Consider the following 26,083-nt stretch of genomic DNA (forward strand, 5'->3'; position numbering starts at 1 on the left):
TGCCGCGCTATCAATGCGCGGCCCCTACAAGCAAATTGGCAGTGGGACGCCCACACGTGATAAGGGCTGCGGTCAACCTCGAAGCTCACCCGGAAGAGGGGCGGCGGGGACCGATGGGGACATGTGCACGCATTCACGAACTTCACGGATCGGCCGCCCGAGGGCTCCCCCGGCTCCGGCCCGGCGGACTTCGCCCGCCCGTCCCGGGACGCGCCGGACGGCGGCCCGGCGCACGGGTGGAGCCGCCCCCGAGCCGCCCCCTCCGCCGACGGGCGGGCCCGGAGCGGACCACGGACTCGACCGCGGGCGGCCCGGTGCGCCCACGCGGATCGCGGGTGCGAGGGTTGCCCGTTCCGGCGGACTCACGCTGTGACCTGCGCCACTCGGCGCCGCGTCCGGAAAAACCGGGCTTGGCCATCGGTGTGAACGGATGGTAAGTGACGGGCAATTCGGGCGTATTGCCGAAAACCCGTGATCACGGGCCTGCTGACAGACGCCCGATATGCCCGTTACGGCGTCAATAAGGGTGCTCAGAAAGCGGATTCACAGATTCCGAACGTAACTGTGTCGCAACACACGTTTCTTGATGGGACCCCTACACCCCTGATAGCGCTAGTACTCATGTCCCACACCGCTCACATACCCAGCCACCGGAAGCCCCGCCAGAGCGCCTCGAAGTCGGCGCTGCGAGCCGGAGTTGCCGGTGGCGTCCTCAGCACCATCGCGGTCGCGGGTGCCGCCGGTCCGGCCCAGGCCGAGCCGGTGACCCAGACCATCGAGATGCCCACCATCACGTCCGGCTTCTCCACCGCTGTGGCCGCCTCCGCTCAGGCCACCCAGCAGGTCGCCCTCGACCTGGAGACGCAGGCCCACGAGGACGCCGCGGCCGAGAAGGCCGCGAAGACGGCCAAGAAGGCCCACGCCGAGGCCGTCCGCAAGGCCGAGGCCGAGAAGAAGGCCGAGGCCGCCGCGAAGGCCAAGGCCGAGGCCGAGGCCCAGGCCGAGGAGCGCGCCCAGCGCGCCTCCCGGACCGCCGAGCGCACGACGCTCAGCGCCTCCTCCGGCTCCTCGAACTCCTCGGGCAGCTCCGCCTCCGCCCCCTCCTCGTCCTCGTCGAACGTGAGCGGTTCGGCCGCCTCCATCGTCGCGTTCGCCAAGGCCCAGGTCGGCGACGCGTACGTGCCCGGCGGCACCGGCCCCAACTCCTGGGACTGCTCGGGCCTGGTCCAGGCCGCGTACCGCACGGCGGGCATCGACCTCCCTCGCGTCTCGCAGGCCCAGTCGACCGCCGGCACCCAGGTCTCCCTGAACAGCCTCCAGCCCGGCGACATCCTGTACTGGGGCGGCGCGGGCAGCGCGTACCACGTCGCGATCTACGTCGGCGGCGGCCAGTTCGTCGGTGCGCAGAACTCCAACACCGGCACGGTGCAGCGCTCCATGGACTACGACCGGCCGACCGGCGCGGTCCGCGTTCTCTGATTCACAAGCGCCCCCGGGCGCACCGGTGCACGGCTGAGGGCCGCCGCTCCCCCGCTCGGGGGCGGCGGCCCTTCGCCGTGGCCGCCGCGGCGACGAGCACCGCCAGGACCATCAGCAGGGTGCTCACCCAGACCGGCGCCCGGTAGCCCGACCCGGCGTCCAGGGCCAGGCCGCCCGCCCACGGCCCCACGGCCGCCCCCAGGTTGAACGCGGTCGTCGAGAAGGCCCCGGCCAGCGTCGGGGCGCCGGGGGCGAGGCTCAGGACCCGGGTGATCAGGGCGGTGCCCGTGCCGAAGGCGAGCATGCCCAGGAGCGGGATCAGGGCCAGGGTGAGCACCGGGCTGCCCGCCGCCAGGGCGAGGGCGGCCCAGCCGAGGGTCAGGGCGGCCATGCCCGTGGCCACCACGGCGACCGGACGGGCGTCGGCGAAGCGGCCCGCCACCGTGACCCCGGCGAACGAGCCCGCCCCGAACAGCGCCAGACACACCGGCACCCACCCCGCCCCCAGGCCCGTCTCCCGGGTGAGGAGCGGTTCCAGGTAGGAGAAGGCGCAGAACGTCGCCCCCTGCACCAGGGCCATAGTGAGCAGGACCGGCCGCGGCCGGGGGCCGGTCAGCGCCCGCAGTTCGTCCCGTGCCCGTGTCCCGGCCGCCCGGGATGGAGCGCAGCACCGCGAGGACGGCGGGCAGGGAGACGACCGCGACCGCCCAGAAGGCCGACCGCCAGCCCCAGTGCTCCCCCAGCACCGCGCCGGCCGGTACGCCCACCACGCAGGCGATCGTCACTCCGCCGACCACCACGGCGGTGGCCCGCCCCTTGAGCCGGTTGGGGACCATCGCGACGGCCGTCGTCAGAGCCACCGCCCAGAAGCCCGCGTTGGCGAGGGCCCCGACGAAGCGGGTCGCGAGGAGCACCCCGTAGTTCGGGGTGAGAGCGCCGGCGACATGGACGGCGACGAAGACGGCGAGGAAGAGGAGCAGGGCACGGCGGCGGGGCCGGCGGCGGCTGGAGAGGGCCATCAGGGGCGCCCCGATGACCATCCCGACGGCGAAGGCGGAGGTGAGGAGGCCGGCGGCGGAGAGGGAGACGTCGAGGTCGGCGGCGATGCCCGAGACGAGCCCGGCGAGCATGAACTCGGAGGTGCCCTGGGCGAAGACCGCGAGCCCGAGGACGTAGACGGCGAATGGCATGGGTGAGTAGCCCCTTGGACGGAACCGTCGGGTGGACAGACAGACCGGAGTGCGGGGATACGGGTCGCGCGGACGTCCGCCGGAGGACCGGCGGAACGGCGCGGAGGAGTGCCCTGGCGGTGATCGGCCGGTGGCCGGCGTCGATCGGCCGGTGGCACGGACCCCGCGTACGGCGGTGCTTCAGCGCGTACGCGAGGGGGAAACGGCCCGTACCCGCGGTGATCCGGCGGGCGTGGAGCCGTACGGGAGGAGGCCGGTGACCCGGAAGGTCAGCCGGCGACGCTCAGCACGGACACGGCCACCGGCGCACCGGCGGCCGGAGTCTGTCGGACTCGGGGGCGACCATGGAAGGGGAGCCTACCGGCCGGGCGGCGGGGCCTCCAGCGGTTTCCCGGCCGGAGGACCGCCGTCCGGGTCAGCGGCGGCGCTGGCGGCGGTTCGTCCGCTCCGGCTCCTTGGCCGAGGTGGTGGGCGCGGGCGGCGCGTCGTACGGGGCGTCGAAGTCCTCGTCGTCGTCCGTCGCCGTCGGGTCCACGGCGAAGCGCGGCTCCAGGAAGAGGCCGTGGTGCTGGGGCGTGGCGGCGGCCGGTTCCGGAAGGGTGGACTTCCGGGGCAGGGAGGCGGTGGTCATGGCTGTCTGTCCTTGGGGTCGAGCAGCGCTGTATCGGCTTGTTCCGTACCCCGCTGGCCTGCGTTCGATGGGAGCGTGCGTCAAAGAAGAGTGGTGTGCACCGCGTGCCGCCGCTTCGGGCGGGGGCGGGCGCCGGCCGGTCCGGACTGCCGACGACCGGGGGGCGCGCAAATCATCGCACACGATCACCCGCAGAGCTGAGGATTAGGGGCTGCGCTGCTGCCGGGCGGCGGATCGGCGGTGGGGCGGGCCGGTCTCCTCCCCCGCGTCCGGGGGCGTTTCCGCCTGGCCCGGCCGCTCCGGAGCCACCGGCCGGGCACGCGCATTGGCCCACACGAACGACCGCCGAATGGCCCACGGTCAGGGCCGCCGGGCGCTCTAGATTCGGAGCCGGCGCAGGTGGCTGCCCATGCCACGCGTCCGGGACGGACGGTCATGCCCGCGCGATGGATTCCCGCCGCCGGCCCCGCGCGCGGGCTGGCGGTGGCCCAGTTGGTCAACTCGCTCGGGGACGGCGCCTATTACGTCTGCTCCGCGCTGTACTTCTCGCGGGTGGTCGGCCTCTCCGCTGCGGAGATCGGGCTCGGCCTGACGGTCGCGTGGGGGGTGGGAGCGGTCGCGGGGGTGCCGCTCGGGCACCTCGCCGACCGTCGTGGCCCGCGCGGGACGGCCATCGGGCTGGCCCTCGCCACGGCGGTCTCCGTGGCCGCCTTCCTCATGGTGCGGTCGTTCCCCCCCTTCGTCCTCGCGGCCTGCGTGTACGCGACCGCGCAGTGCGGGCTCGCCGCCGCCCGGCAGTCGCTGCTGGCCGGGCTCGTGGCCCCGGACGGGCGGACCGGCGTGCTCGCCCGTCTCCAGGCCGCTCTCAACGCGGGCCTGGCCCTGGGGGCGGCCCTCGGCGGGGTGGCCCTGCACATCGGCTCGGCCGGGTCCTACCGCGCCGCGCTGGCCCTGAACGCCGCGGCGTTCATCGGCTGCGCGCTGCTGCTCGCCCGTCTGCCGGCGCCGCCCCGGGCCGGGAGAGCGGAAGCCCCGGGGGCCGGGGAAGCCGTGGCAGCGCGCCCCGGCGGGTCCGTACCGGGGCGGGGCGCCGGCCCGGCCGTTCTGCGGGACGGGCCGTACGCTCTCGTCGCCCTGCTCAACATGATCATGCTGCTCCGGATGCCGCTGATCAGCCTGGCCATTCCGCTCTGGATCGCCGAACGCACCACCGCGCCGGGCTGGACCGTCTCGGCCCTCCTGGTGCTCAACACGGGGGCCGTCATGCTCTTCCAGGTCCGTGCGGCGTCCGCCGTACGGGATCTGCCGAGCGCCGTACGCACCGTGCGGAGCGGGGGCCTTCTGATGCTGGCCTCCTGCGCGGCCTTCGCCTGCACCGCGCTCGACGCGCCGCTGTGGGCGCTGTTCGCGGTCCTGCTGCTCGCCGCCGGGCTCCAGGTGTGGGGGGAGATGCGGCAGTCGGCGGGGGCGTGGCAGATCAGCTTCGAACTGGCCCCGGCGGGGCGGCAGGGGCAGTACCAGGGCCTCTTCGGGGCGGGGGTTCCCGTGGCGAGGATGCTCGGGCCCCTGGTGCTGACCGCGTCGATCCTGTCCTGGGGAGTTCCCGGGTGGCTGCTGCTCGGGGCGCTGTTCCTCGGGGCGGGCCTGGCCATGGGACCGGCGGTGCGGTGGGCGCAGCGGAGCCGCCCGGCCGCACCCGACCCGGTCCCGGCCGGTCTCATGCCTTCGGGGCCACCTTCGACAGGCCGTTGATGATGCGGTCCATCGCGTCGCCGCCCTGCGGGTCGGTCAGGTTGGCCAGCATCTTCAGGGTGAACTTCATCAGCAGCGGGTGGGTCAGGCCCCGCTGGGTGGCGACCTTCATGATCTTCGGGTTGCCGATCAGCTTCACGAAGGCGCGGCCCATCGTGTAGTAGCCGCCGTAGGTCTCCTTGAGCACCTTCGGGTAGTTGTTCAGGGCCAGTTCGCGCTGGGCGGGGGTGGCGCGGGCGTGGGCCTGGACGATGACGTCGGCCGCGATCTGGCCCGACTCCATGGCGTACGCGATGCCCTCGCCGTTGAACGGGTTGACCATGCCGCCCGCGTCGCCGACGAGGAGGAGGCCCTTCGTGTAGTGCGGCTGCCGGTTGAAGGCCATCGGGAGGGCCGCGCCCCGGATCGGCATCGTCATGTTGTCCGGGGTGTAGCCCCAGTCCTCCGGCATCGAGGCGCACCAAGCCTTGAGGACCTCGCGCCAGTCCAGCTCCTTGAAGGCGGAGGAGGAGTTGAGGATGCCGAGGCCCACGTTGGACGTCCCGTCGCCCATGCCGAAGATCCAGCCGTAGCCGGGAAGCAGCCGGTCCTCGGCGCCGCGCTTGTCCCACAGCTCCAGCCAGGACTCCAGGTAGTCGTCGTCGTGGCGGGGCGAGGTGAAGTAGGTCCGGACCGCGACGCCCATCGGGCGGTCCTCGCGGCGGTGCAGGCCCATGGCCAGGGAGAGCCGGGTGGAGTTGCCGTCGGCGGCGACGACGAGCGGGGCGTGGAAGGTGACCGGGGTCTTCTCCTCGCCGAGCTTGGCCTCGACGCCCGTGATACGGCCCGTGCGCTCGTCCCGGACGGGCGCGCCCACGTTGCAGCGCTCGTACAGCCGGGCGCCGGCCTTCTGCGCCTGCCGGGCCAGCTGCTCGTCGAAGTCGTCGCGCTTGCGGACCAGCCCGTAGTCCGGGTAGGAGGCGAGATCCGGCCAGTCCAGCTGGAGCCGCACCCCGCCGCCGATGATGCGCAGGCCCTTGTTGCGCAGCCAGCCCGCCTCCTCGGAGATGTCGATCCCCATGGAGACGAGCTGCTTCGTGGCACGGGGGGTGAGCCCGTCGCCGCAGACCTTCTCCCGAGGGAAGGCGGTCTTCTCCAGGAGCAGGACGTCGAGTCCGGCCTTGGCGAGGTAGTAGGCGGTCGTGGAGCCGGCTGGGCCCGCTCCGACGACGATGACGTCCGCGCTGTGCTCGGAGAGGGGCTCGGTCACGGTCGGATCTCCCGAAGACTCGAATTCACGTGCCGCGCGGCACAGGTCCCGTGCAGTCTATGGGGGCCTGCTGACCCACCCTCCGAAGGGCTCCCCCATGTCGATCGCGCCTGCCACGCCCCATGCTTCGGCCCCTGCCGTACGCCTCCGTGTTCCGACGGACGAGGACGCCCTGACCTGGCACCGGGTCTTCGACGACCCGGGGGTGATGGAGTTCTTCGGCGGGCGGAGCGCGGAGTTGTCCGCGTACGAGGAGCTCACCGCGCGCCAGCGGCGGCACGACGCGGAACTGGGCTACTGCCTGTGGACGCTCACGGACGAGGAGGACGCCGTCCTCGGGTTCACCGGGGCGCAGCCGTGGCCGCACACGCACTACGGGCCGGTCGGCGCGACCGAGATCGGCTGGCGGCTGGGGCGTTCGGCGTGGGGGCGCGGGTATGCCACCGCCGCCGCCCGCACCACGCTGGAGCGGCTGCGGGCGGCGGAGGTGGGCGAGGTGGTCGCGATGGTCCACTCCCGCAACGTCCGGTCGATGGCGGTCGCGGAACGGCTCGGGATGCGGCGGGCCGAGTCGTACGCCACGCCGCGCGGGCAGGAGGCGTACTGCTTCCGGCTGGAGCTCTGACGCCGCCCCGGACATGAGTCAGGCGCGGGTGGCCCGGTGCAGGGCCACCACGCCGCCGGTCAGGTTGCGCCAGGCGACCTTCGACCAGCCCGCCCGCTGGAGCAGAGCGGCGAGGGCGGGCTGGTCGGGCCAGTCCCGGATCGACTCGGCGAGATAGACGTACGCGTCCGGGTTGGAGGACACCGCGCGGGCGGCCGGCGGGATCGCCCGCATCAGGTACTCCGTGTAGACCGTGCGGAACGGGGTCCAGGTGGGCTGGGAGAACTCGCAGATCACGACCCGCCCGCCGGGCTTCGTGACCCGGTACAGCTCGCGCAGCGCGACCTCGGTGTCCTGGATGTTGCGCAGCCCGAAGGAGATCGTGACGGTGTCGAACGTCTCGTCCCTGAACGGCAGCCTCATGCCGTCGCCCGCGGTGAACGGCATCCAGGGGTGGCGTTCCTTGCCGACCTTGAGCATTCCGAGGGAGAAGTCGCACGGCACGACGTAGGCGCCCGCCCTCACGAAGGGCTGCGAGGAGGTCGCCGTGCCGGCCGCCAGGTCCAGGATCTTCTGCGCGGGGCGGGCGTCGACCGCCTGGGCGACCGCCCGGCGCCACAGCCGGGCCTGGCCGAGCGAGATCACGTCGTTGGTCAGGTCGTAGTTGGCCGCCACACCGTCGAACATCGAGGCGACTTCGTGCGGCTGCTTTTCCAGGGAGGCTCGGGTCACCCTGCCATTCAAGCAGCCCGGCCGCCGCGGACCGCGCCCGGCGGTGCGGAGGCCCGCGGCGCTTCGCCCCCGGCGGGACGGGAGCACAGGGTTCGAACTGATCTTCACTACTCTTCAACCTTTTGGGCACACCGGCGCTCTGTAAGGGGTGGGAGTCCGCCCCGGGGGCGGCCCCGGGGGCACGGAAGCGCGAGGAGAGGGGAGGGCGGATGCCGGCAGGGCCGGACCCCGCCACGGCGGAGGGCGGGAGCGCCGCGTTCGAGGCGTACGCCCGGACCGCGCAGCGCCGGCTGTACCGGACGGCCTACCTGCTGTGCGGAGACGTCGAGGGGGCGCGGGACCTGACGCAGACGACGCTCGCCAAGCTGTTCCAGCACTGGCGCCGGGCGAGCCGGGCGGACAACCTCGACGCCTACGCCAGAACCGTGCTCGTCCGCACCTTCGTGGCCGAACGCCGCCGTACCGTACGCGATCTGCTCGCCCACCACCGCCAAGCGCCCCGCCCGCACCCCGACCCCGCGCCGGGCGCCGACCTCCGCCTCACGCTGCTCTCGCTGCTCGCCGAACTCCCGCCCCGGGCCCGGGCGATGGTCGTCCTGCGCTACTGGGACGACCTGAGCGTGGCGACGGTGGCCTCGCTGCTGGGGTGCAGCGAGTCCACGGTGAAGAGCCAGTGCTCGCGTTCGCTCGTCCGCCTGCGCGCCCGGATGGGCGACGTCCAGCTCTACTCCACCGGAGGCTGAGGCCGGTCATGGCCCCTGAACCGCACGAGCACCTGCCGCCCCGGACGCACGAGGAAGAGCTGTTCCGGGAAGCGCTGCGCCGGACCGTCGGTCCGCTGTCCCTCCAGCCCGACCTGGTTCCCGACGCCGTACGGGAAGGCCACCGGCGGCGCGCCAGAACCCGGGCGTTCGCGGTCGTGGGCGCCTTCGTCGCGGTCACCGCCGTGACCCTGGGCCTCTCCGTGCTCGGTCCCGGGCCGCCGGCCGGCCCGGGCCCGGACACGGGGCCCGCCGCGCCCGCCGGGCCGCCTCTCTCCTCGCCCGTCCCCGCCCTGTCCCCCCAACGTACGGAGCCACGCCCCGACATGCCGAGCCCCACGTCCACCCCCGAGTCGAAGAGGCCCGCGGCCGGGCCGACGACCTCTCCGGCCTCGATACCGTCCGCATACGCCGACGAGGCCCCGGCAGCACCGAGCGGGGCCGCCTCGTGACGCGCCGCCGCTCCACGGGCACCCTGCCGCCCGCGCCCGGGGAACCGGACCGCGACGAGGAAACGTTCCGGCGGCGCGTGCCGCCTCCCCGGGCCTCCGGCCGCCCCCGGAGCGGCTCCCGGTCCGCTTTCCGCTCGCGGCCCCCTGTCCGTTCCCGTTCCCGGGCCGCGGTGCGGTCCCGGGCCCGGCGCCGGCAGCGCAGCCGGCGCCGGGCGGTGGGCCTCGCCGTGCTGGCGCTCACCGTCGTGGCGGGTGCGGCGTTCCTCGCCGGCCGGCCCTGGCAGGGCGGTGGCGGCCCGGCGGACGCGGCGCCGGCCCCGTCCCGTACGGCCCCGGCGGGCGGACCGGACAGCGCGGCGGAGCCGCTGGAGGACTCCCCTCCGCCTCCGCCCTCGCCCTCGCCGTCGCCGTCCCCGTCCGCTTCCGCCTCCGCCGAGACGGACGCCGAGACGGACGCCGTCCGGGCCGAGGACGTCCCCGCCTCCGGGCCGGGCACGTTCACCGTGGCCCGGGCGGGCGTCACGGCGAAGGGCAAGGGCAGCGCCTACCGGGTCGAGGTGGAGGACGGCACGGGCGTCGACCCGGACCGGGCCGCGGCGGCCGTCGCCGCCGTCCTCGCCGACGCGCGCGGCTGGAGCCACGGCGGCGAGCGCGCGTTCCGCCAGGTCGCCGACGGTTCGGCGGGGCTGGTGATCAAGATCGCCACTCCGGCGACCACGGACCGGCTGTGCGGCGCCTACGGCCTGGACACAGGCGGCGAGGTGAACTGCCGGGGCGGCGAGAAGGTGATGGTCAACCTGAAGCGCTGGCTGCTCGGTTCGCCGCAGTTCGACGGGCCCGTCGCGGAGTACCGGGCACTGATCGTCAATCACGAGGTCGGCCACTGGCTGGGGCGCGGCCACGAGACCTGCCCGGGGAAGGGCCGTCCCGCGCCCGCGATGATGCAGCAGATCCACGGCCTGAAGGGCTGCGTCGCCAACGCCTGGCCGTACGACGCGAAGGGACGCTATCTGGGAGGCCCGTCGGTGCCGTGAGCCTCGCGGCGGGTGCCGCGGAGGTGAGCGGCCCCCGGGCGGAGGGCCTCGGACGCCCCCGCCCCGGGGAGCCTCTCTGAAGAGGACGGGGGCGGGCGGCCGCCGGCGAACGCCCCGCCTCAGCGGGCGCGGTGCACGAGCCTGCCCGCGAGCACCGTCGCCACGCAGGCGGCCGCCCCGCCCGCGCTCAGCGCCGCCTCGTCGGGCACGTCGAAGACCGCGAAGTCCGCACGCCCGCCCGCGGTCAGCGGGCCGTGCGCCGTGCCGGCCAGGTCGCCGCCCGCCGCGAAGGGGTCCAGGTCCGGCCGGCCCCCGCGTACGGGCGCGGGCGGGACCCGCACCAGCCCCGACCGGGAGACGGCGGTGCGCAGCTCGGGGCCGTCCGCGTCGAAGGGGCCCGCGATGTGGGTGGTGCCGTGCCGCAGCATCCGCTGGAGCCCGCGCCGGACGGACCCGGCCCGCCGGGTCGCGTCCATCGTCGCCGCGAGCCGTTCGAACGCCTCGCCCCACAGCGGGAGTCCGCCCAGCTCGTCGGCCTCACGCGGGTCGGGGTGGTAGCACCGGGTGAGCAGTTCGAGGGCCCGGTCCTGGCGCAGTCCGGGCGTGAGGAGGCCGGGCCAGCGGCGGACCCGGGCGGCCGGGTGCGCGGCGGCGACCTCCTCGTACGGGCCGAGGGCCGCGATCCGGTCGCCGTCCACCGCGACCGCACCGTCCGGGACGGCCGCCGCGCCGACCGGGAGGACCAGCGGCGCGGCGTGGATCGTGAGCACGGGGCGAGGGCCTTTCGTCGGGATCAGGCCGGACCGGGGGGCGGGGTGCGCTGCGTGCAGCTGCGAGGCGGAGGGCCGAGGCAACGCGGACGGGGCCTCCCCCGCTCAAGCGAGGCCGAGAGGTCGGGGGAGTGTGTGCCGGGCCCCGCGAGCCCGGCACGATCGAGACGAGGGGCCCCAGGGCGTGGCCGGCGGATCTTGACCGGGTCCGAGGCGCCTGCCCGTCCGCTCCGATCCGCCGGACACGCCTAGTTGGCGTCGAGGAGCTTCAGCTCCGGGTGGGCCGTGCCGCCCTCGATCGCGGTGGAGGAGATGTGCGAGACCACGCGCTCGTCGACCGGGTCCATCGCCGGGTCGTCGTGCACGACGAGGTGCTCGTAGGTCGTGGCGCGCTGGGCGGGGACCCGGTCCGCCTTGCGGATCAGGTCGATGATCTCCAGCCGGTTGGAGCGGTGCTTGGCCCCGGCCGAGGAGACGACGTTCTCCTCCAGCATGATCGAGCCGAGGTCGTCCGCGCCGTAGTGCAGCGACAGCTGGCCGACCTCCTTGCCGGTGGTCAGCCAGGAGCCCTGGATGTGGGCGACGTTGTCGAGGAACAGCCGGGCGATGGAGATCATCCGCAGGTACTCGAAGAGCGTGGCCTGCGTCTGGCCCTTCAGCTTGTTGTTCTCCGGCTGGTAGGTGTACGGGATGAAGGCGCGGAAGCCGCCCGTACGGTCCTGGACGTCCCGGATCATGCTCAGGTGCTCGATGCGCTCGGCGTTGGTCTCGCCGGTGCCCATCAGCATGGTGGAGGTGGACTCGACGCCGAGGCCGTGCGCGATCTCCATGATCTCCAGCCACCGTTCGCCGGACTCCTTGAGCGGGGCGATGGCGGTGCGCGGCCGGGCGGGCAGCAGCTCGGCGCCCGCGCCGGCGAAGGAGTCGAGCCCGGCGGCGTGGATGCGGCTGACGGCCTCCTCGGCGGAGACCTTGGAGATCCGGGCCATGTGCTCGATCTCGGAGGCGCCCAGGGAGTGGATGACCAGCTGCGGGAACGCCTTCTTGATCGCGGAGAAGTGCTCCTCGTAGTACTCGACGCCGAAGTCCGGGTGGTGGCCGCCCTGGAACATGATCTGGGTGCCGCCCAGCTCCACGGTCTCCGCGCAGCGGCGCAGGATGTCGTCGAGGTCGCGGGTCCAGCCCTTGGCGGTGTCCTTGGGCGGGGCGTAGAAGGCGCAGAACTTGCAGGCCGTCACACACACGTTGGTGTAGTTGATGTTGCGCTCGATGATGTACGTCGCGATGTGCTCCGTACCCGCGTAGCGGCGGCGGCGTACGGCGTCGGCGGCGGCGCCCAGCGCGTGCAGGGGCGCGGACCGGTAGAGGTCGAGCGCCTCCTCCGGGGTGATCCGACCGCCTTCGGCGGCTCGGTCGAGGACGGGCTGCAGGTCGGCCTTCTCGGTCACCGGGCTGTCACCTTTCGGCGGTTTTGCTAAAGATCCTCGGACCGATCCAGCCTACGCCAGCCCTTTGCGCCCTCAGCCGCCGGACCGGGTGAGCTTCCCGTACGGGAGTCCCGCGGCGCGTTCCTTCGAGCGGTAGTCCAGGGTGCCGTCGTCGCCGAGGCGGAAGACGAGGTCTGCCTCGGCGGTGGTGCACAGGCCGGGCGTGCTGGGGCGGTCCGGGTCGGTGCGCTCGCGGATGTTCAGCTCCTTCGCGGTGCCCGAGACGAGGGTGCCGACGCTGTTGCAGGTGACGGTGATGCCGAGCTGGGAGATCGTCGTGCTCATCCGGACGACCCGTGCGCCGCGCTTCCCCTCGGTGAAGACGGCGGTGAGGGTGCCGTGCGGCTGACCGGTCGTCTTCTCGGTGACCGGCCCCTCCCAGGTGCCCAGGTACGCCTTCGGCAGCTCGCCGGCCGGGGCCTCGCCCGCGTCGGCGGACCCGCCGGGCGACGGCTTCCCGGGGGCGGGCGCGGTGGCCGGGGAGGACGGTGGGTTCGCCGCGCTGTCGCTGCCCCGGTCGCGGTCCGCGTCGCCGCCCGGGAAGAGGCCGTCGAGCAGCCCCGTGCCGAGGGTGACGGCCGCGAGCGCGCCCGCCACGGCCAGGGCGACGGTGCAGCCGGCCCGGCGGTCGCGGCCCTCCCCGGAGGCCCGCCGGTTCTCGGCGGTGAGGCTGAGGGAGAAGCGGGGGCCGCCGTTCCGCTGTCCCGGCAGCCCGCTCGCGCCGTCACCGCCCTGCCGGTAGGTCCCGGCGTGCGTGGTGGGCGGGGGCGTGGTGGGGGCGGCAGCCGCGGGCGGCGGCGCGGGGGGCGGCGGCGGTGTCCCGTACGGCCGCGCGTCCTGCGGGTCCGGGACGGGCGGCCCGAACTCCCCGCCCGGCGCCGCGACCGGTCCCGCACCCAGCGACGCGCTGCTGAACGGCACCGGCCCCGACCGCACCGGCGCGTCCTGCGGTTCCAGGTCCAGCAGCGCCACCGCGGACCGGCTGACCTCGCGCACCAGCCGGCCCGGCAGCCAGCCGCGCGCCACCATCGCCGCCGCCCCGTCGGGGGCGAGCGCACGGGCGAGGTCGGCCGGGGCGGGCCGGACCGCCGGGTCCTTGGCGAGGCAGGCCGCGACCGCCTCGCGCAGCTCGCCCTCCAGGCCGCCCAGTTCGGGTTCCTCGTGGACCACCTTGTAGAGGAGTACGGCGGAGGAGTCGCCCGTAAAGGGCGCCGCGCCCGTCGCCGCGTACGCGAGCACCGCGCCCAGCGAGAAGACGTCGGCCGCGCCGGAGACGTCCCCGCCCCGGATCTGCTCGGGCGCCATGTAGCCGGGCGAGCCGACGGAGACACCGGTGGAGGTGAGCGAGACGGTGGCCCCGAGGGCGCGGGCGATGCCGAAGTCGATGAGGCGGGGGCCGTCGAGGGCGAGCAGCACGTTGGAGGGCTTCACGTCGCGGTGGACGATGCCCTGGCCGTGGACGACGGCGAGGGCCTCGGCGAGGCCCGCGCCCAGGGTGCGTACCGCGTGCTCGGGGAGCGGGCCGTGCTCGGTGATCGCCTGGGAGAGGGGCGGCCCCGCGACGTAGCCGGTCGCCACCCACGGCACCGGGGCTTCCGGGTCGGCGTCCAGGACCGGGGCCGTCCACTGGGCGCCGATGCGCCGGGCGGACTCCACCTCGCGCCGGAACCGGGCGCGGAACTGCTCGTCGAGGGCGAAGTGGGGGTGGACGACCTTGACCGCGACCGTGCGCCCGCCGACGCTGCGGCCGAGATAGACCCGGCCCATACCGCCCGCGCCGAGCCTGCCGAGCAGCCGGTAGGCACCGATGGTGTGCGGTTCGCCCGCTTCCAGCGGCTGCATATGGACTCTCCCCTGTGAACCCTGCGGACGGTGAAACCGTGGACGGTAAACCCGGTGAACGGTCCGTACCCGGACCGAAGCCTAGGGGGCGCTACCGGCGCGTTCACCGGGAAACGGCCGGACCATTCCCCCTTCTCGGGTCACGAGGGGATCTTTTCGCCCTGAGGAAAGGCGCGAATGTGTTGTTCCACCGCCAGGCCATTCCGTATCCGGGAACGCGGTCCTATCCGGGAGGGGAAAGGGAATTCCCTCCATTCCGCCGGGCTCAGCCGCCGAGCAGCTCCACGTGGACGTCGGCCGGGTAGCCGGTGTCCGGGCCCGTCAGGCGGGCGAACTCCCGGACGCCGGCCAGCTGGTCCGGACCGAAGCGGAAGTCGAGCGTGGTGAAGTACCGCTCCAGCACCTCCGCGTCGAAGACCTCCCAGCGGGCCGCCTGCTCCGCGACCTTGGCGACCTCCTCCAGGGAGAGGTCCCGGGAGGCCAGGAACGCCTCGTGGACCTGGGCCGTCCGCTCGGGGTGCGCGGCGAGGAAGTCCTTGCGGGCCGCCCAGACGGCGAAGACGAACGGCAGCCCCGTCCACTCCTTCCACAGCCGGCCCAGGTCGTGGACCTGGAGCCCGAGCCGGGGGGCGTCGTGCAGGTTGGCGCGCAGCGCGGCGTCGCCGATCAGGACGGCGGCGTCCGCCTCCTGCATCATCACGCCCAGGTCGGGCGGGCAGGTGTAGTAGTCGGGCCGGACCCCGTAGCGCTCGGCCAGCAGCAGCTGGGCCAGCCGTACGGAGGTGCGGGAGGTCGAGCCGAGCGCCACCCGGGCCCGGTCGAGCTGCTCCAGCGGGAGCTGGGAGACGATCACACAGGACATGACGGGGCCGTCGCAGCCGACCGCGATGTCGGGGAAGGCCACCAGGTCGTCGGCGTTGCGCAGGTACTCCACGAGGGTGACCGGGCCGATGTCCAGATCCCCCCTGATCAGCTGCTCGCTGAGCCGCTCCGGGGTGTCCTTGGAGAGCTCCAGGTCGAGCAGGGTTCCCGTCCGCGCCAGGCCCCAGTACAGCGGGAGGCAGTTCAGGAACTGGATGTGGCCGACGCGGGGCCGGCTGCGACGGCCATCGTCGCCTTCGCGGGGGGAGACGGTTGAATTGTCCACATCGCGAGGCTAGACCCGCGATCGGCCGCGAGCACCACCGGGGCCCGCACGCCCCGTCCCCGCCTGCCCGCGCTCCGGTCCGCGCCCCTCCGAGGGGCGCCCCGCGAGCCTCTCCGCACGGCGCCCCGCACGGCTCTCCTCACGGCCCTCCGCGAGGCCCTTCCGTCAGACGCCCGGCGGGCTGTCAAACATTCGAGTGAAGTGATCTTTCCCTCTACCGCTCTCCAGAGACTGCGTGCTAGGCTCGCCCGCAAGTTGCAGTTTGGTTTCCCTTGCAGTACAGAGCCTGCGGAGCATGTAACCCGCAGGCTTTTGTAGTTTTCAGACTTGTTTGCAGGTTCTGGAGCAGGGCAACCCTTTGGCCCAAGGAGGGCTTATGGCTACCGGAACCGTCAAGTGGTTCAACGCTGAAAAGGGCTTCGGCTTCATCGCCCAGGACGGCGGCGGCCCGGATGTCTTCGTTCACTACTCCGCGATCAACGCGTCCGGGTTCCGCTCCCTCGAGGAGAACCAGGTCGTGAACTTCGACGTCACTCAGGGACCCAAGGGTCCGCAGGCTGAGAACGTCACCCCGGCCTAGTTGCCCGGGTCGGTCGATCGCGGCCGTCACATAGCAGTACCCAAGGAGCCCCGCTCCCCCGCTTCGGCGGAGGAACGGGGCTCCTGCCTGTGCACGGTCCGGAGTCCCGGATTCCGTCAGGCCACGGCGGGCCGGTCGGCGACCGCGTCGGCCGGGTCCCAGCCGGCCCGGGGCACCGACGCCGGCAGCAGCCGGGTGCAGGGGTCGCGGGGGTCCGCGAGCACCTCGGCGGTCGGCCCCTGCTCGACCGCCGTTCCCCTACGCGGGCCTCCCGGGGCTCAAGCGGGACCCGGCCGGGGACGCGCAGGCGCGGGCGCCGGTGGCGACGGGCGGCGGGCGGCGGGAGGGCGCCCGTACGGGAGGGAGCCCCCGCACGCGGGCCCTCCCTACGCGGGCGCCGGTGGCGACGGGCGGCGGGAGGGCGCACGCCGCGCCTCCCCGCACGCCACGCCTCCCCGCACGCGCCCCACGCCCCGGCCTTCTACGCCCCCGCCCAGAGCCCGTCCTCCGTGAGCCCGAGCAGTTCGATCGCGTTGCCGCGGACGATGCGGTCGACGACCTCCGGGGCCAGGTGGCCCGTCTGCTCCTGGCCGACCTCGCGCGAGCGGGGCCAGGTGGAGTCGGAGTGCGGGTAGTCCGTCTCGTACAGGACGTTGCCGACGCCGATCGCGTCGAGGTTCTTCAGTCCGAAGGCGTCGTCGAAGAAGCAGCCGTGGACGTCTTCGGCGAACAGCTCGGACGGCGGCCGGTGGACCTTCTCGGCAACGCCGCCCCAGGCCCGGTTCTCCTCCCAGACCACGTCGGTGCGCTCCAGGATGTACGGAATCCAGCCGATCTGCCCCTCCGCGTACATGATCCTCAGGTTGGGGAAGCGCTCGAACTTGCCGCTCATCAGCCAGTCGACCATCGAGAAGCAGCAGTTGGCGAAGGTGATGGTGGAGCCGGCGGCGGGCGGGGCGTCGGCGGAGGTGGTCGGCATCCTCGACGAGGAGCCGAAGTGCATGGCGATCACGGTCCCCGTCTCGTCACAGGCGGCGAGGAACGGATCCCAGTCGTCCGTATGTATGGACGGAAGACCGGGATGGGGAGGTATCCCGGAGAACGCGACCGCGCGCACGCCCCGCGCCGCGTTGCGCCGGACCTCGGCGGCGGCCAGCTCCGCGTCCCACAGCGGGACGAGGGTGAGCGGGATGAGGCGTCCGTGCGTCCGGAGTCGGCGTATCGGGACGGGAGCCGGTCCCGCCAGACGTGAGCGGGCTCCACCGTGTGGTCGTCCACCGAGATGATCTTCGGGAAGGTCTCCATGCGTTCCACGGTAGCGCCGAACTGACGACCCGTCAGCTACCGTGCGGGCACGGGCGTCCGGCCCGGCACGGGAACGGCGCCGGGCGCGGCGCGGGACGCGGTCCCCGAATCGTTGTCGAGGGCTTGTGCGGAGGGTCACCCACTGCTGACGAGTCCGCCCGGGACAAGGCAGACTGTTGAGCGCGATACCAGCGGCTCCGCGCGCAACCGGACGGCTGCCGCACATCGAGGCGCGGCGGGCATACGGGCGCGGGCACCACCGGCAGGATCCGCAGACGAGCGGGACCGGCAGGCGAGCAGGACAGGGGGCATCAATGGACCGTGACAGCGGGCCACGCGTGCGCGTACCGGAGCAGCGCGCTCCGGAGAAACCGAGTACGCCGGACACCCTCAGATTCACCGTGCTCGGTCCCGTACGGGCCTGGCGGGGTTCCGAGCTGCTCTCCTCCGGGTCGCCCCAGCAGCGCGCCCTGCTGGCCGCGCTGCTGCTGCGCGAGGGCCGGACGGCCACCGCGGGCGAGCTGATCGACGCGTTCTGGGGCGAGGACCCGCCCTCGCAGGCGCTGGCCACGATCCGGACGTACGCCTCCCGGCTGCGCAAGATCCTCGGCCAGGAGACGCTGGTGAGCGAGTCCGGCGGATACGCGATCCGCACCGACCGGGCCGCTCTCGACCTGACCCTGGCGCAGGACCTCGCGGTGGAGGCCGAGAAGGCCCGCGCGGCCGGTGACCGCGGCCAGGCCCGCACCCTGATCAACAAGGTCCTGGGCCTGTGGGACGGCGAGGCGCTGGCCTCGGTGCCCGGCCCCTACGCGGACAACCAGCGGACCCGGCTGGAGGAGTGGCGGCTCCAGCTCACCGAGACCCGGCTCGACCTGGACCTGGAGGTCGGCTGCCACGCGGAGGCCGTCTCCGAGCTGACCGCGCTCACCGCCGCCCACCCGCTGCGCGAGAAACTGCGGGAGCTGCTGATGGTGGCGCTGTACCGCAGCGGCCGGCAGGCCGAGGCCCTCGCGGTCTACGCGGACACCCGCCGGCTCCTCGCGGAGGAGCTGGGCGTCGACCCGCGCCCGGAACTGGCCCAGCTCCAGCAGCGGATTCTGCGCGCGGACGAGGAGCTGGCCCGCCCGGCGGACGAGCCGGCCACCGCGCCCGCCCCACTGCGGCCCGCGCAACTGCCTGCCACCGTGCCCGACTTCACCGGCCGGGCCGCGTTCGTGGCGGAGCTGGGCGGCCGGCTGGCCACCGCCGGGAGTTCGGTGATGGCCGTCTCCGCGGTGGCCGGGATCGGCGGCGTCGGCAAGACGACACTGGCGGTGCATGTCGCCCACCAGGCCCGCCGGCACTTCCCCGACGGACAGCTCTACGTCGACCTCCAGGGCGCGGGGGCGCGGGCCGCGGAGCCGGAGACGGTCCTCGGCTCCTTCCTGCGGGCGCTCGGCACGGCCGACTCGGCGATCCCCGACACCCTGGACGAGCGGGCCGCGCTGTACCGCTCGACACTGGACGGCCGCCGCATCCTGATCCTCCTCGACAACGCCCACGACGCCGCCCAGATCCGCCCGCTGCTGCCCGGGACGCCCGGGTGCGCCGCCCTGGTGACGAGCCGGGTGCGGATGGTGGACCTGGCCGGGGCCCATCTGGTGGACCTGGACGTCATGTCGCCCGAGGAGGCGCTCCAGCTCTTCACCCGGATCGTCGGCGCGGAGCGGGTCGAGTCGGAACGCGAGGCGGCGCTGGACGTGGTGGCCGCGTGCGGCTTCCTCCCCCTGGCCATCCGCATCGCCGCCTCGCGCCTCGCGGCGCGCCGCACGTGGACGGTCTCGGTCCTCGCCGCCAAGCTCGCGGACGAGCGCCGCCGCCTGGACGAGCTCCAGGCGGGCGACCTCGCGGTGAAGGCCACGTTCGAACTCGGCTACGGCCAGCTGGAACCGGCCCAGGCCCGCGCGTTCCGCCTGCTGGGCCTCGCGGACGGCCCGGACATCTCCCTGGCCGCCGCGGCGGCTCTGCTGGACCTGGAGCCGCACACGGCGGAGGACCTCCTGGAGGCGCTGGTCGACACGAGCCTGGTGGAATCCGCCGCCCCGGGCCGCTACCGGTACCACGACCTGGTGCGGCTCTACGCGCGTGCGTGCGCCGAACGGGACGAACAGCTGCCGGTGGAACGGGAGCTGGCGCTGTCGCGGCTGCTGGACTTCTACCTGGCGACAGCCGCGGGCGTGTACGCGCTGGAGCGGCCGGGGGACCGGCTGGCCGACCACCGCGAGCCCACGCAGTACAGCGGGCTGACGTTCGCCGACCGGCACAGCGCACAGGACTGGCTCTACACGGAGGCGAACTCCCTGCTCGCCTGCGTACGGCAGGCGTCGGGGGCCAAAGCGGTACGCCGGGCGGTCGATCTGCTCTGGGCCACCAAGGACCTCGCGGAGTCGGGCGCGAACTCCAAGCAGTACGAGGCGGCGGCGATCACCATGCGCGACCTGGCCCGGTCGAGCGACGACGCGCGGGCGGAGGGCCGGGCGCTGATCACGCTGACCAACGCCCGTCTCGTGGGGGGCCGGTTCGACCAGGCGAAGCGGGACGCGCAGCGTGCCATGCGGCTGGCCCACGCGGTGGGCGACCCCCTGCCGAGCTGCTGGGCGCCCAACGACCTCGGCATCATCGCGCTGTACCAGAACCGCCACGCGGAAGGAGAGGCTTACCTCGAACAGGCCATCGCCAACTTCCGGGCCGACGACAACCGTCCGGGCGAGGCGAGCGCCCTGTGCAATCTGTCCCGTATCCACCTCGCGATGGGGAATACCGCCAACGCGGTGGCGCTCGCCCAGCAGGGAATCGACATCTACGACGGTCTGGGCCACGCCCTGCGCGGCGCCAACGGACGGTACGCCCTGGGGCTCGCGCTCACCCAGAGCGGGCGGCTCGCCGACGCGACGGAACAACTCCACGAGGCGCTGGCCGTGTTCCGCGACAGCCGGCAACGCCTCTGGGAGGGGATGGCGACGTTCCGCCTGGCGGAGGTGGATCTGGCCGCCGGACTTCCGGCACAGGCGGCCGCCAAGGCCGAGCAGGCGCTGGCCGTGCTGCGCGGTATCGGCGGGGAGTGGCGGCGCGGCAACGTCCTCACCGTCCTGGGCCAGGCGCTGAACGGCATCGGGCAGCCCGGCCGGGCCCAGGTGTGCTGGCGCGAGGCGCTGGAGATCTACGAGAGGCTCGGTTCGGCGGAGATCGAAGCCGTACGGAAGCTGCTGGCTTCGACGCTGCCCGCGTGAGCCCGTGAGCAGCGTTCATCATTCGTTTATCGCGCCCCGACACGATGGTCCCAGTCGTTCCGTCGCGTCGGGGGGCAGACGGGTCGACCTCGGCCGCGGGGGTAGGTTGAACGGCCGACCGACACCCGCCCGGCAACCCGAACGGGGGAGTTGCCGGGCGGGCATGTCGAATCCGATCACAGCCATTCAGGGAGCTGGAGAACACCATGAGCGATGCGAAGAACAAGCCGGTCGTGAAGCCGCTCGACAACCACGCCACCGGCGGGGAAATGACGACGCAGGACAACCACGCGACCGGCGGCGTGATGAAGCCGCTGGACAACCACGCCACCGGAAGCGCGGCCCAGCCGCTGGACAACCACGCCACCGGCGAGCCCGCCTAGACCTTCCCGACGGGGATACGGGGGGAGCGGCCGCGGTGGCGCCGAGGGGGAGCCGCCGCGGCCGCGGTACGGGGGTGTGTGAGGGGCCCGAGTCGGGGGAAGCGCTCGGGCCCCTCCGCATGTCCTGGCCCGACACGTCCTGGCCCGACGCCTACAGGCCCCGCAGCTGCACCCTCGGCCGGCACAGCTTCCCCAGGTCGTCCAGGTCGGACGTGAACAGCGCCGTCCGGCCGGTCTGCCGATGCGCGACGGCGGCGAGCGCGGCGTCGACGGCGTACTTGTGGCCGTGCAGTCCGGCCTCGCGCAGAAGGCGGATCGCCTCGTCGGCGATGTCCTTGGTGACGGGTTCGACGACGATCCCGGACATCGCCCAGTCCCACACCGGCCGCCGGATCTTGTTGTGGTACGCCTCGACCAAGGTCATCGAACTGGTCACCACACGGATGCCCGCCCGGTGGGCGTCCTTGAGCCGACTCTTCATCTCCGGGTTGCCGAGGGCCGCCCGCGAGACGGCCTCGCAGTCCAGTACGTAAGTGATGTCCGGCATCAGGCGGCTGCGTGGTTCCGGCGTGCGGGAGCATCCGCTTCCTGGTCGGCGAACCACTGCTCGATCTCGCGGCGCTCGGCCTCGGCCGCCGTCAGGTCGGCCTCGGTGACGGCTCCGTATTCGTCCTCCAGGCGCTTCACCAGCTCCCCCAGCCGGTCATGCTCACGCTGCCGCTCTACGGCCCGCGTGACATAGGCGCTGAACGCGCCGGGGCCCACCTCGCTGCGGATCTCTTCCGCCAGTTCCTCCGGCAGGGTGACCGTGTACTTCTTGGTTGCCATACTTTCGACCATACCGCCGGGCGGCTCCTGACACCCCCTGCGCTCACCCCTTCCAGTGAGATCGAACAAGCTCCCCCACCTGCGGGCCTACCGCCCCCGCAGCTCCCCCTTCACCACCTTGCCGCTCGCGTTGCGCGGCAGCTCCGGGACGAACTCCACCGCCCTCGGCACCTTGAAGTTCGCCATCTCGCGGCGGGACCAGGCGATCAGGTCGTCGGCGGTGAGCGTGGCGCCCCGGCGGCGGACCGCGTACGCCTTGCCGACCTCGCCGAGCCGCGGGTCCGGGACGCCGACGACCGCCACGTCGGGGTGGAGGCCGAGGAGCTGCTCCGTCCCGGGCGCGGGTGGGCCCTGCCCGTCCGTCCCGGCCGTGCGGGGCACCCGGCCTCAGAGGGCCTCGACGGTCACTTCGCAGCCCTTGACCCGGGACACCTTGCGGGGGCTCTCCATCCGCAGGGTGAAGGTGCGGACCTCGCCGCCGTCGAGGTTCACGGTGGTCTCGGCGGTGTCCATGGTGTTGCCGAGGCCGTCGACGAACCGCACGTCGATCTCGTACGCCTGCGAGCCCGGCTCGTTCGCCCGCAGCTCGATCAGCGCCGAGGTGACCGCCTTGCGCTTGCCCTTGCGGGGCTTGGCGCAGCGGATGATCCGGTAGGCGGGGGCGTCGGACGCGGTGGGCGTCGGGGTCCCGTAGGAGGAGCCGGACGAGCCGGAGGACGAGGAGTCGTCGTAGTCGTCGTCGTAGTCGTGGTCGCGGTAGCCGTTGTTGCTCTTCTTCGAGCTGGAGCAGCCGCCGCCCGAGCTGCCGCTCTTGCTCTTGCCGCTCTTGCCACCGCTGGTGGAGGTGGAGAATCCGGTGAGCGCGAGCACCACCACGACCAGGACCGCCGCGAGCTTCGTCTGTCGCCGCATCATGGATGCAGCCCCCCTTTGGGTTCGGTTGCCGTACGCCGCACCGATGGCGTGCGTCGTCACCCTCAGCATGCCGTGTGCGATCCCCTCTGCGAGTCATGACCCTGTCACGGTCCGGTCATGGTCCGCGTGGCGGGTGTGATCGTCCCGGCGTAGCGTCGGCCGGGGGCCCGTGTACAGCCGGACGACGCCCTGGAGGCTGACGATGATCCGCAACGTCCTCGGCTCCCTCATCGCCCTGGCCGGGGCGGCCTCGGCCGTGCTGAGCCCCTTCCGCGACTGGTACGACGGGCGGGCGGGGCGCGACTACCGGGTGCGGGACCTCTTCGGGGGGGTCACCGCCACCGAGTCGGGGGTGCTGGTCTCGGTCCTGCTGCCGTTCCTGGCCACCGCGCTGCTGGTGATCGCGGGCGTGGTACTGCGCTCGCGGCTCGTGGTCGCCCTGGCGGGGGTCGTGACGCTGGGCTTCACGGTCCTGTGGATGGTCCGCCAGGGGCAGGCGGCCGGCTCTCTGGCGGTGGCCGGAGACGGGTCCGGGCTCCAGATGGGCGTGGCGAACGCGCTGGCGGGCGGGGTGCTGATGCTGATCGGGGCGTTGCTGATGAGGGGACGCGCCCGGCGTGGCCGGCGGAGCCGGCGGGAGCGGGAGCCGGTGGAGCCGTACGGTGCGCCGGCGGCGGACCAGGTGGACACCTGGCCGCCGACGCAGGAGCCGGGGATGTCCGTGCAGACGTCACCGTGGCCGGAGCCGGAGGCGGACCCGTACACGGGGCCCGATCCCCGTGACCCCCGTACGCGGGTGCCGCACCCGGCGGACGACCCCCGCGACCCGGTGCATCCGCCGCACCCGCCGCACCCGCCGGGTTGACGGTCACTCCGACGAGGGCCTCGTGTCCTCGGGCGCCGGACGGGCCGGGTGCGTGCCCGACGGGCCGGAAGGGAGGGCCCGTCCGGCGATTGAGGACGAAGCAGGGCTCAGGTCCGGGCGCGGTTCCCCGTGCCCGTCCCCTTCAGCGCGTCCAGCGCGTACACGCAGCGGTCCTTGCTGCACGCGTAGACCACGCCTGCCCGGGCCACGGGCGACCCCGTGATCTCGCCGCCCGTGGCGAGCTTCCAGCGCAGCTGGCCGCCCGCTGCGTCCAGGGTGTACAGGACGTGGTCCGCCGAGCCGAAGTGCACCCGGCCGTCCGCCACCACCGGCGAGCCCACCACGTCGCCGCCCGCCGCGAAGCGCCACTTCGGGGTGCCGGTGACCGCGTCGAGGGTGTAGAGCGCGCTGCCGCTGCCGACGTGCACGTTGCCCACCGCGACGAGCACCGGCTCGATGGAGGAGCGGGCTTCCGTGGCGATCCGCCAGCGGTCCTTGCCGGTCGTCGCGTCCAACGCGTACACCGTGCCGAGGTAGTCCGCGAGGTAGACCCCGCCGCCGGTCACCGCCGGGCCCGGCGCGAACGCGGGCGGCGACAGGAAGACCGCCGGCGACTCGAAGTGCCAGCGCACCCGGCCGGAGCCGGTGTCCACCGCCAGCACCCGGGTGCCCGCCGCGATGTAGACGTAGCCGTCGGGGGCCGGGGTGACCCGGACCGGGACGCCGCCGCAGGAGGCCGCGTCGCCGATGGGGTACGACCAGCGTTCGATGCCGGTCCGGGCGTCCAGCGCGCGCAGCCGGGCGTCCTGCCAGACGTACACCGAGCCGTCGTGGATGACCGGGCCGGCCTCCGCCGTCTCGAAGTCGCTCTGCGCACCGGTGACTTCCCACAGCTTCTCGCCGTTGGACGCCTCCCAGCCCTGGACGCCGCCGCCCCGGGTCGCGGTCAGGACCGTGCCCCGGTCGGCCCGGACCGCGTACACCCAGGCATCGGTCGCCAGCCGCCACTGCTCGGCGCCGGTCGTGGCGTCCAGCGCGTACAGCGAGGGGCCGTCCGAGGCGTGGATCCTGCCTCCCTCGACGGCCATCGCCCACGCCACGTCCCGGGTCTTGAACTGGCGCCGCCCGTTGCCCACGTCCAGCGCGTGGACCTCGAAGGACGTCACGTACAGCAGGTCGCCGGAGACCACGGGCGTGCCCCACACGTCGTTGGACATGCGGAAGCGCCAGGGCCGCCAGCGATCGGGGGCGGGGGGCGCGCCGTCCGGGGCGGGGCCCGGGGCCGGGACGGGGGCGACGGGCGCGGTGGCCGCCGACGAACCGTTCACTCCGGCGGGCGGGCGGACCCAGCCGGTCGCGGCGGCCGGGTGCGCGGCGGCCGCTCCCCGCCCCTCCCCCGCACGCGGGCCGGGTCCGATCGGCACCTTCGCGCCGGGCAGATGAACAGGCCCGCCGTCGGGAGCGGCGGAGGGGCCCGCGGAGAGGGCCGGGCCGGGCCCGCCGGACAGCGGCGAGGGAGAGGCCAGCGGGGACGGCGAGCGCAGGTCCGCCCCGCTGCGCCAGGCGGTGTCCCGCTCCGGGATCCCGGGGGGATGCGGCGGGGGCGGCGGAGGCGTCACCGGGGCGGTGCGCCCGCCGCCCCGGCGCCGCTCGATCATCGCGGTGGCCGGGGACGGCAGCCAGGCCGAGGCCGTACCGCTGTCGTCGCCGCCGGAGGCGAAGAGGTGCGGGGCGAGCTGTGCCTGGAGATCGGCGGGGCTGGGCCGCTGGGTGGCGTCCATCTGCATGCACGACTCGATCAGCGGACGCAGGTCGTCGGGCAGCCCCTCGGTGTCGGGGCCCTCGCGCAGCAGCATGAACACCGTCTCGACCGGGTTGGCCCCGTGGAAGGGGGCGTGCCCGGTGGCGGCGAAGACGAGCGTGGAGCCGAGCGAGAAGATGTCGCTGGCCCCGGTGACGCTGCGGGAGTCCCGGGCCTGCTCGGGCGACATGTAGGCGGGCGTGCCGACCGCGACGTTCGTCATGGTGAGCCGGGTGTTGGAGACGCCGGACGCGATGCCGAAGTCGATCACCCGGGGGCCGTCCTCGACGACGAGGACGTTGGACGGCTTCAGGTCGCGGTGGACGAGGCCCGCGCCGTGGATGGACTGGAGGGCCTCGGCGATGCCGGCGGCCAGCCAGCGCACCGCCTGGGTCGGCATGGGGCCGCACTCGTTCACTATCTCTTCGAGCGAGGGCGCCGGCACATAGGCGGTGGCGAGCCAGGGCACGGCGGCGCGGGGGTCGGCGTCGACCACGGCGGCGGTGTAGAACCCGCTGACCGCGCGGGCGGCCTCGACCTCGCGCGTGAAGCGGACCCGGAAGAGCTGGTCCTCGGCGAGTTCGGTCCGCACCGTCTTGATCGCCACCCGCCGGCCGGACGCCGAGCGCGCGAGATAGACCAGCCCCATGCCGCCGGCCCCGAGTCGTCCCAGCACCTCGAACGGGCCGATCCGCCTCGGGTCGTGCTGCGTCAGCTGCTCCACCACTTGCCTGCCACCTCCCCGTTGCGGACCTCGGCGACGAAGTCCGCGAATTACCGCCCGGTCGCATTCCGCCCTGCGCAGGCGCCCTGTGCAGGGTCTCACCACTCGGCATCACCTGGCGGTACGCACCCCGATTCTTCCTGGCCCGGGCGTCGGTTGCGAACCCGGGGGCGGACCGGGGTGTCTCATGCCGCTTCGGGCGGTATCCGCTCACACCCCCGCACCTCGATCACGGGGGGGCGGAAGGGAGGGTGACGGGGGTCACGGGGTGCGGAAGGCG

Annotated in this window: 21 protein-coding genes and 3 pseudogenes; 10 read left to right on the forward strand and 14 right to left on the reverse strand. The window is 73.8% G+C overall.

Going from position 1 to position 26,083, the window contains the following annotated elements; all coding sequences use genetic code 11:
• Nucleotides 1–621: 621 nt before the first annotated feature.
• The gene (locus tag ACIQMU_RS09880; protein ID WP_352242884.1) at nucleotides 622–1,479 is read left to right on the forward strand and encodes a C40 family peptidase; all 858 of its coding nucleotides are present in this window, start codon (nucleotides 622–624) and stop codon (nucleotides 1,477–1,479) included.
• A gap of 1 nt (nucleotide 1,480) precedes the next feature.
• Here ACIQMU_RS09880 and ACIQMU_RS09885 read toward each other — a convergent pair.
• Nucleotides 1,481–2,669 (reverse strand): annotated as a pseudogene (locus ACIQMU_RS09885) (Cmx/CmrA family chloramphenicol efflux MFS transporter).
• 415 nt (nucleotides 2,670–3,084) lie between these two features.
• Complete coding sequence (locus ACIQMU_RS09890) at nucleotides 3,085–3,300, reverse strand: hypothetical protein (RefSeq protein WP_352242886.1); 216 nt, start codon at nucleotides 3,298–3,300, stop codon at nucleotides 3,085–3,087.
• 435 nt (nucleotides 3,301–3,735) lie between these two features.
• Between ACIQMU_RS09890 and ACIQMU_RS09895 the strand changes: the two genes are divergently transcribed.
• The gene (locus tag ACIQMU_RS09895; RefSeq protein ID WP_402688608.1) at nucleotides 3,736–5,052 is read left to right on the forward strand and encodes an MFS transporter; all 1,317 of its coding nucleotides are present in this window, start codon (nucleotides 3,736–3,738) and stop codon (nucleotides 5,050–5,052) included.
• On the opposite strand, the gene ACIQMU_RS09900 is transcribed toward ACIQMU_RS09895, so the two are convergent.
• Nucleotides 5,018–6,301: a geranylgeranyl reductase family protein gene (locus tag ACIQMU_RS09900; RefSeq protein WP_352242888.1), complete on the reverse strand. Its 1,284-nt coding sequence runs from the start codon at nucleotides 6,299–6,301 to the stop codon at nucleotides 5,018–5,020. The genes ACIQMU_RS09895 and ACIQMU_RS09900 overlap by 35 nt on opposite strands.
• A gap of 97 nt (nucleotides 6,302–6,398) precedes the next feature.
• Between ACIQMU_RS09900 and ACIQMU_RS09905 the strand changes: the two genes are divergently transcribed.
• Nucleotides 6,399–6,926, forward strand: a complete 528-nt coding sequence (locus ACIQMU_RS09905; protein ID WP_352242889.1) for a GNAT family N-acetyltransferase — start codon at nucleotides 6,399–6,401, stop codon at nucleotides 6,924–6,926.
• 18 nt (nucleotides 6,927–6,944) lie between these two features.
• On the opposite strand, the gene ACIQMU_RS09910 is transcribed toward ACIQMU_RS09905, so the two are convergent.
• Nucleotides 6,945–7,637 carry a demethylmenaquinone methyltransferase gene (locus tag ACIQMU_RS09910; RefSeq protein ID WP_352242890.1) on the reverse strand — a complete coding sequence of 231 codons (693 nt, stop codon included), beginning with the start codon at nucleotides 7,635–7,637 and terminating at the stop codon, nucleotides 6,945–6,947.
• Nucleotides 7,638–7,846: 209 nt separating this feature from the next.
• Between ACIQMU_RS09910 and ACIQMU_RS09915 the strand changes: the two genes are divergently transcribed.
• Genes ACIQMU_RS09915 through ACIQMU_RS09925 form a run of 3 tightly spaced genes read left to right on the forward strand, consistent with a single transcriptional unit; the run spans nucleotide 7,847 to nucleotide 9,884 of the window.
• Nucleotides 7,847–8,380 carry a SigE family RNA polymerase sigma factor gene (locus tag ACIQMU_RS09915; RefSeq protein WP_402688609.1) on the forward strand — a complete coding sequence of 178 codons (534 nt, stop codon included), beginning with the start codon at nucleotides 7,847–7,849 and terminating at the stop codon, nucleotides 8,378–8,380.
• Between the two features lie 8 nt (nucleotides 8,381–8,388).
• On the forward strand, nucleotides 8,389–8,850 hold the full coding sequence (locus ACIQMU_RS09920) for a hypothetical protein (RefSeq protein ID WP_352242892.1): 462 nt from the start codon (nucleotides 8,389–8,391) through the stop codon (nucleotides 8,848–8,850).
• On the forward strand, nucleotides 8,847–9,884 hold the full coding sequence (locus ACIQMU_RS09925; RefSeq protein ID WP_402688610.1) for a DUF3152 domain-containing protein: 1,038 nt from the start codon (nucleotides 8,847–8,849) through the stop codon (nucleotides 9,882–9,884). Before ACIQMU_RS09920 ends, ACIQMU_RS09925 begins: the two co-directional genes overlap by 4 nt.
• 119 nt (nucleotides 9,885–10,003) lie before the next feature.
• Here ACIQMU_RS09925 and ACIQMU_RS09930 read toward each other — a convergent pair whose 3' ends face one another.
• The 4 genes from ACIQMU_RS09930 to ACIQMU_RS09945 all read right to left on the reverse strand — a co-directional run bounded on the left by ACIQMU_RS09930 (nucleotide 10,004) and on the right by ACIQMU_RS09945 (nucleotide 15,130).
• Nucleotides 10,004–10,654 carry an imidazolonepropionase-like domain-containing protein gene (locus ACIQMU_RS09930; RefSeq protein ID WP_352242894.1) on the reverse strand — a complete coding sequence of 217 codons (651 nt, stop codon included), beginning with the start codon at nucleotides 10,652–10,654 and terminating at the stop codon, nucleotides 10,004–10,006.
• A 248-nt stretch (nucleotides 10,655–10,902) separates the two neighbouring features.
• Nucleotides 10,903–12,102 carry a cyclic dehypoxanthinyl futalosine synthase gene (gene mqnC / locus ACIQMU_RS09935; RefSeq protein WP_352242895.1) on the reverse strand — a complete coding sequence of 400 codons (1,200 nt, stop codon included), beginning with the start codon at nucleotides 12,100–12,102 and terminating at the stop codon, nucleotides 10,903–10,905.
• 72 nt (nucleotides 12,103–12,174) lie between these two features.
• Complete coding sequence (locus tag ACIQMU_RS09940; protein ID WP_352242896.1) at nucleotides 12,175–13,983, reverse strand: serine/threonine-protein kinase; 1,809 nt, start codon at nucleotides 13,981–13,983, stop codon at nucleotides 12,175–12,177.
• A gap of 265 nt (nucleotides 13,984–14,248) precedes the next feature.
• Nucleotides 14,249–15,130 carry a menaquinone biosynthesis protein gene (locus tag ACIQMU_RS09945; RefSeq protein WP_352242897.1) on the reverse strand — a complete coding sequence of 294 codons (882 nt, stop codon included), beginning with the start codon at nucleotides 15,128–15,130 and terminating at the stop codon, nucleotides 14,249–14,251.
• Between the two features lie 376 nt (nucleotides 15,131–15,506).
• On the opposite strand from ACIQMU_RS09945, the gene ACIQMU_RS09950 reads away from it, so the two are divergent.
• Nucleotides 15,507–15,710, forward strand: a complete 204-nt coding sequence (locus tag ACIQMU_RS09950) for a cold-shock protein (RefSeq protein ID WP_003967102.1) — start codon at nucleotides 15,507–15,509, stop codon at nucleotides 15,708–15,710.
• A gap of 481 nt (nucleotides 15,711–16,191) precedes the next feature.
• On the opposite strand, the pseudogene ACIQMU_RS09955 reads toward ACIQMU_RS09950, so the two are convergent.
• A pseudogene (locus ACIQMU_RS09955) lies at nucleotides 16,192–17,015 on the reverse strand (amidohydrolase family protein).
• 314 nt (nucleotides 17,016–17,329) lie between these two features.
• On the opposite strand from ACIQMU_RS09955, the gene ACIQMU_RS09960 reads away from it, so the two are divergent.
• Together ACIQMU_RS09960 and ACIQMU_RS09965 are read left to right on the forward strand one after the other, a co-directional pair.
• Nucleotides 17,330–20,287, forward strand: a complete 2,958-nt coding sequence (locus ACIQMU_RS09960; protein WP_352242898.1) for a BTAD domain-containing putative transcriptional regulator — start codon at nucleotides 17,330–17,332, stop codon at nucleotides 20,285–20,287.
• A 206-nt stretch (nucleotides 20,288–20,493) separates the two neighbouring features.
• Nucleotides 20,494–20,670, forward strand: coding sequence for a hypothetical protein (locus tag ACIQMU_RS09965; protein ID WP_352242899.1), 177 nt, complete (start codon nucleotides 20,494–20,496; stop codon nucleotides 20,668–20,670).
• Between the two features lie 151 nt (nucleotides 20,671–20,821).
• Here ACIQMU_RS09965 and ACIQMU_RS09970 read toward each other — a convergent pair whose 3' ends face one another.
• From ACIQMU_RS09970 to ACIQMU_RS09985, 4 genes and pseudogenes are all read right to left on the reverse strand, one after another.
• Nucleotides 20,822–21,217, reverse strand: coding sequence for a PIN domain-containing protein (locus ACIQMU_RS09970; protein ID WP_352242900.1), 396 nt, complete (start codon nucleotides 21,215–21,217; stop codon nucleotides 20,822–20,824).
• A complete protein-coding gene (locus ACIQMU_RS09975) occupies nucleotides 21,217–21,498 on the reverse strand; it encodes a hypothetical protein (protein WP_352242901.1) in 282 nt (93 codons plus the stop codon). Before ACIQMU_RS09975 ends, ACIQMU_RS09970 begins: the two co-directional genes overlap by 1 nt.
• Nucleotides 21,499–21,585: 87 nt before the next feature.
• Nucleotides 21,586–21,828, reverse strand: a pseudogene (locus ACIQMU_RS09980) (fatty acid--CoA ligase family protein); the annotation flags it as partial.
• 57 nt (nucleotides 21,829–21,885) lie between these two features.
• Nucleotides 21,886–22,413: a hypothetical protein gene (locus ACIQMU_RS09985; protein ID WP_402688611.1), complete on the reverse strand. Its 528-nt coding sequence runs from the start codon at nucleotides 22,411–22,413 to the stop codon at nucleotides 21,886–21,888.
• 202 nt (nucleotides 22,414–22,615) lie between these two features.
• On the opposite strand from ACIQMU_RS09985, the gene ACIQMU_RS09990 reads away from it, so the two are divergent.
• A complete protein-coding gene (locus ACIQMU_RS09990; RefSeq protein ID WP_402688612.1) occupies nucleotides 22,616–23,278 on the forward strand; it encodes a hypothetical protein in 663 nt (220 codons plus the stop codon).
• Nucleotides 23,279–23,385: 107 nt separating this feature from the next.
• Here ACIQMU_RS09990 and ACIQMU_RS09995 read toward each other — a convergent pair whose 3' ends face one another.
• A complete protein-coding gene (locus ACIQMU_RS09995; RefSeq protein WP_402688613.1) occupies nucleotides 23,386–25,806 on the reverse strand; it encodes a serine/threonine-protein kinase in 2,421 nt (806 codons plus the stop codon).
• Nucleotides 25,807–26,083: the final 277 nt, after the last annotated feature.

Origin of the sequence: Streptomyces sp. NPDC091649 (assembly GCF_044756785.1) — a bacterium.
Taxonomy (GTDB): Bacteria; Actinomycetota; Actinomycetes; order Streptomycetales; family Streptomycetaceae; genus Streptomyces.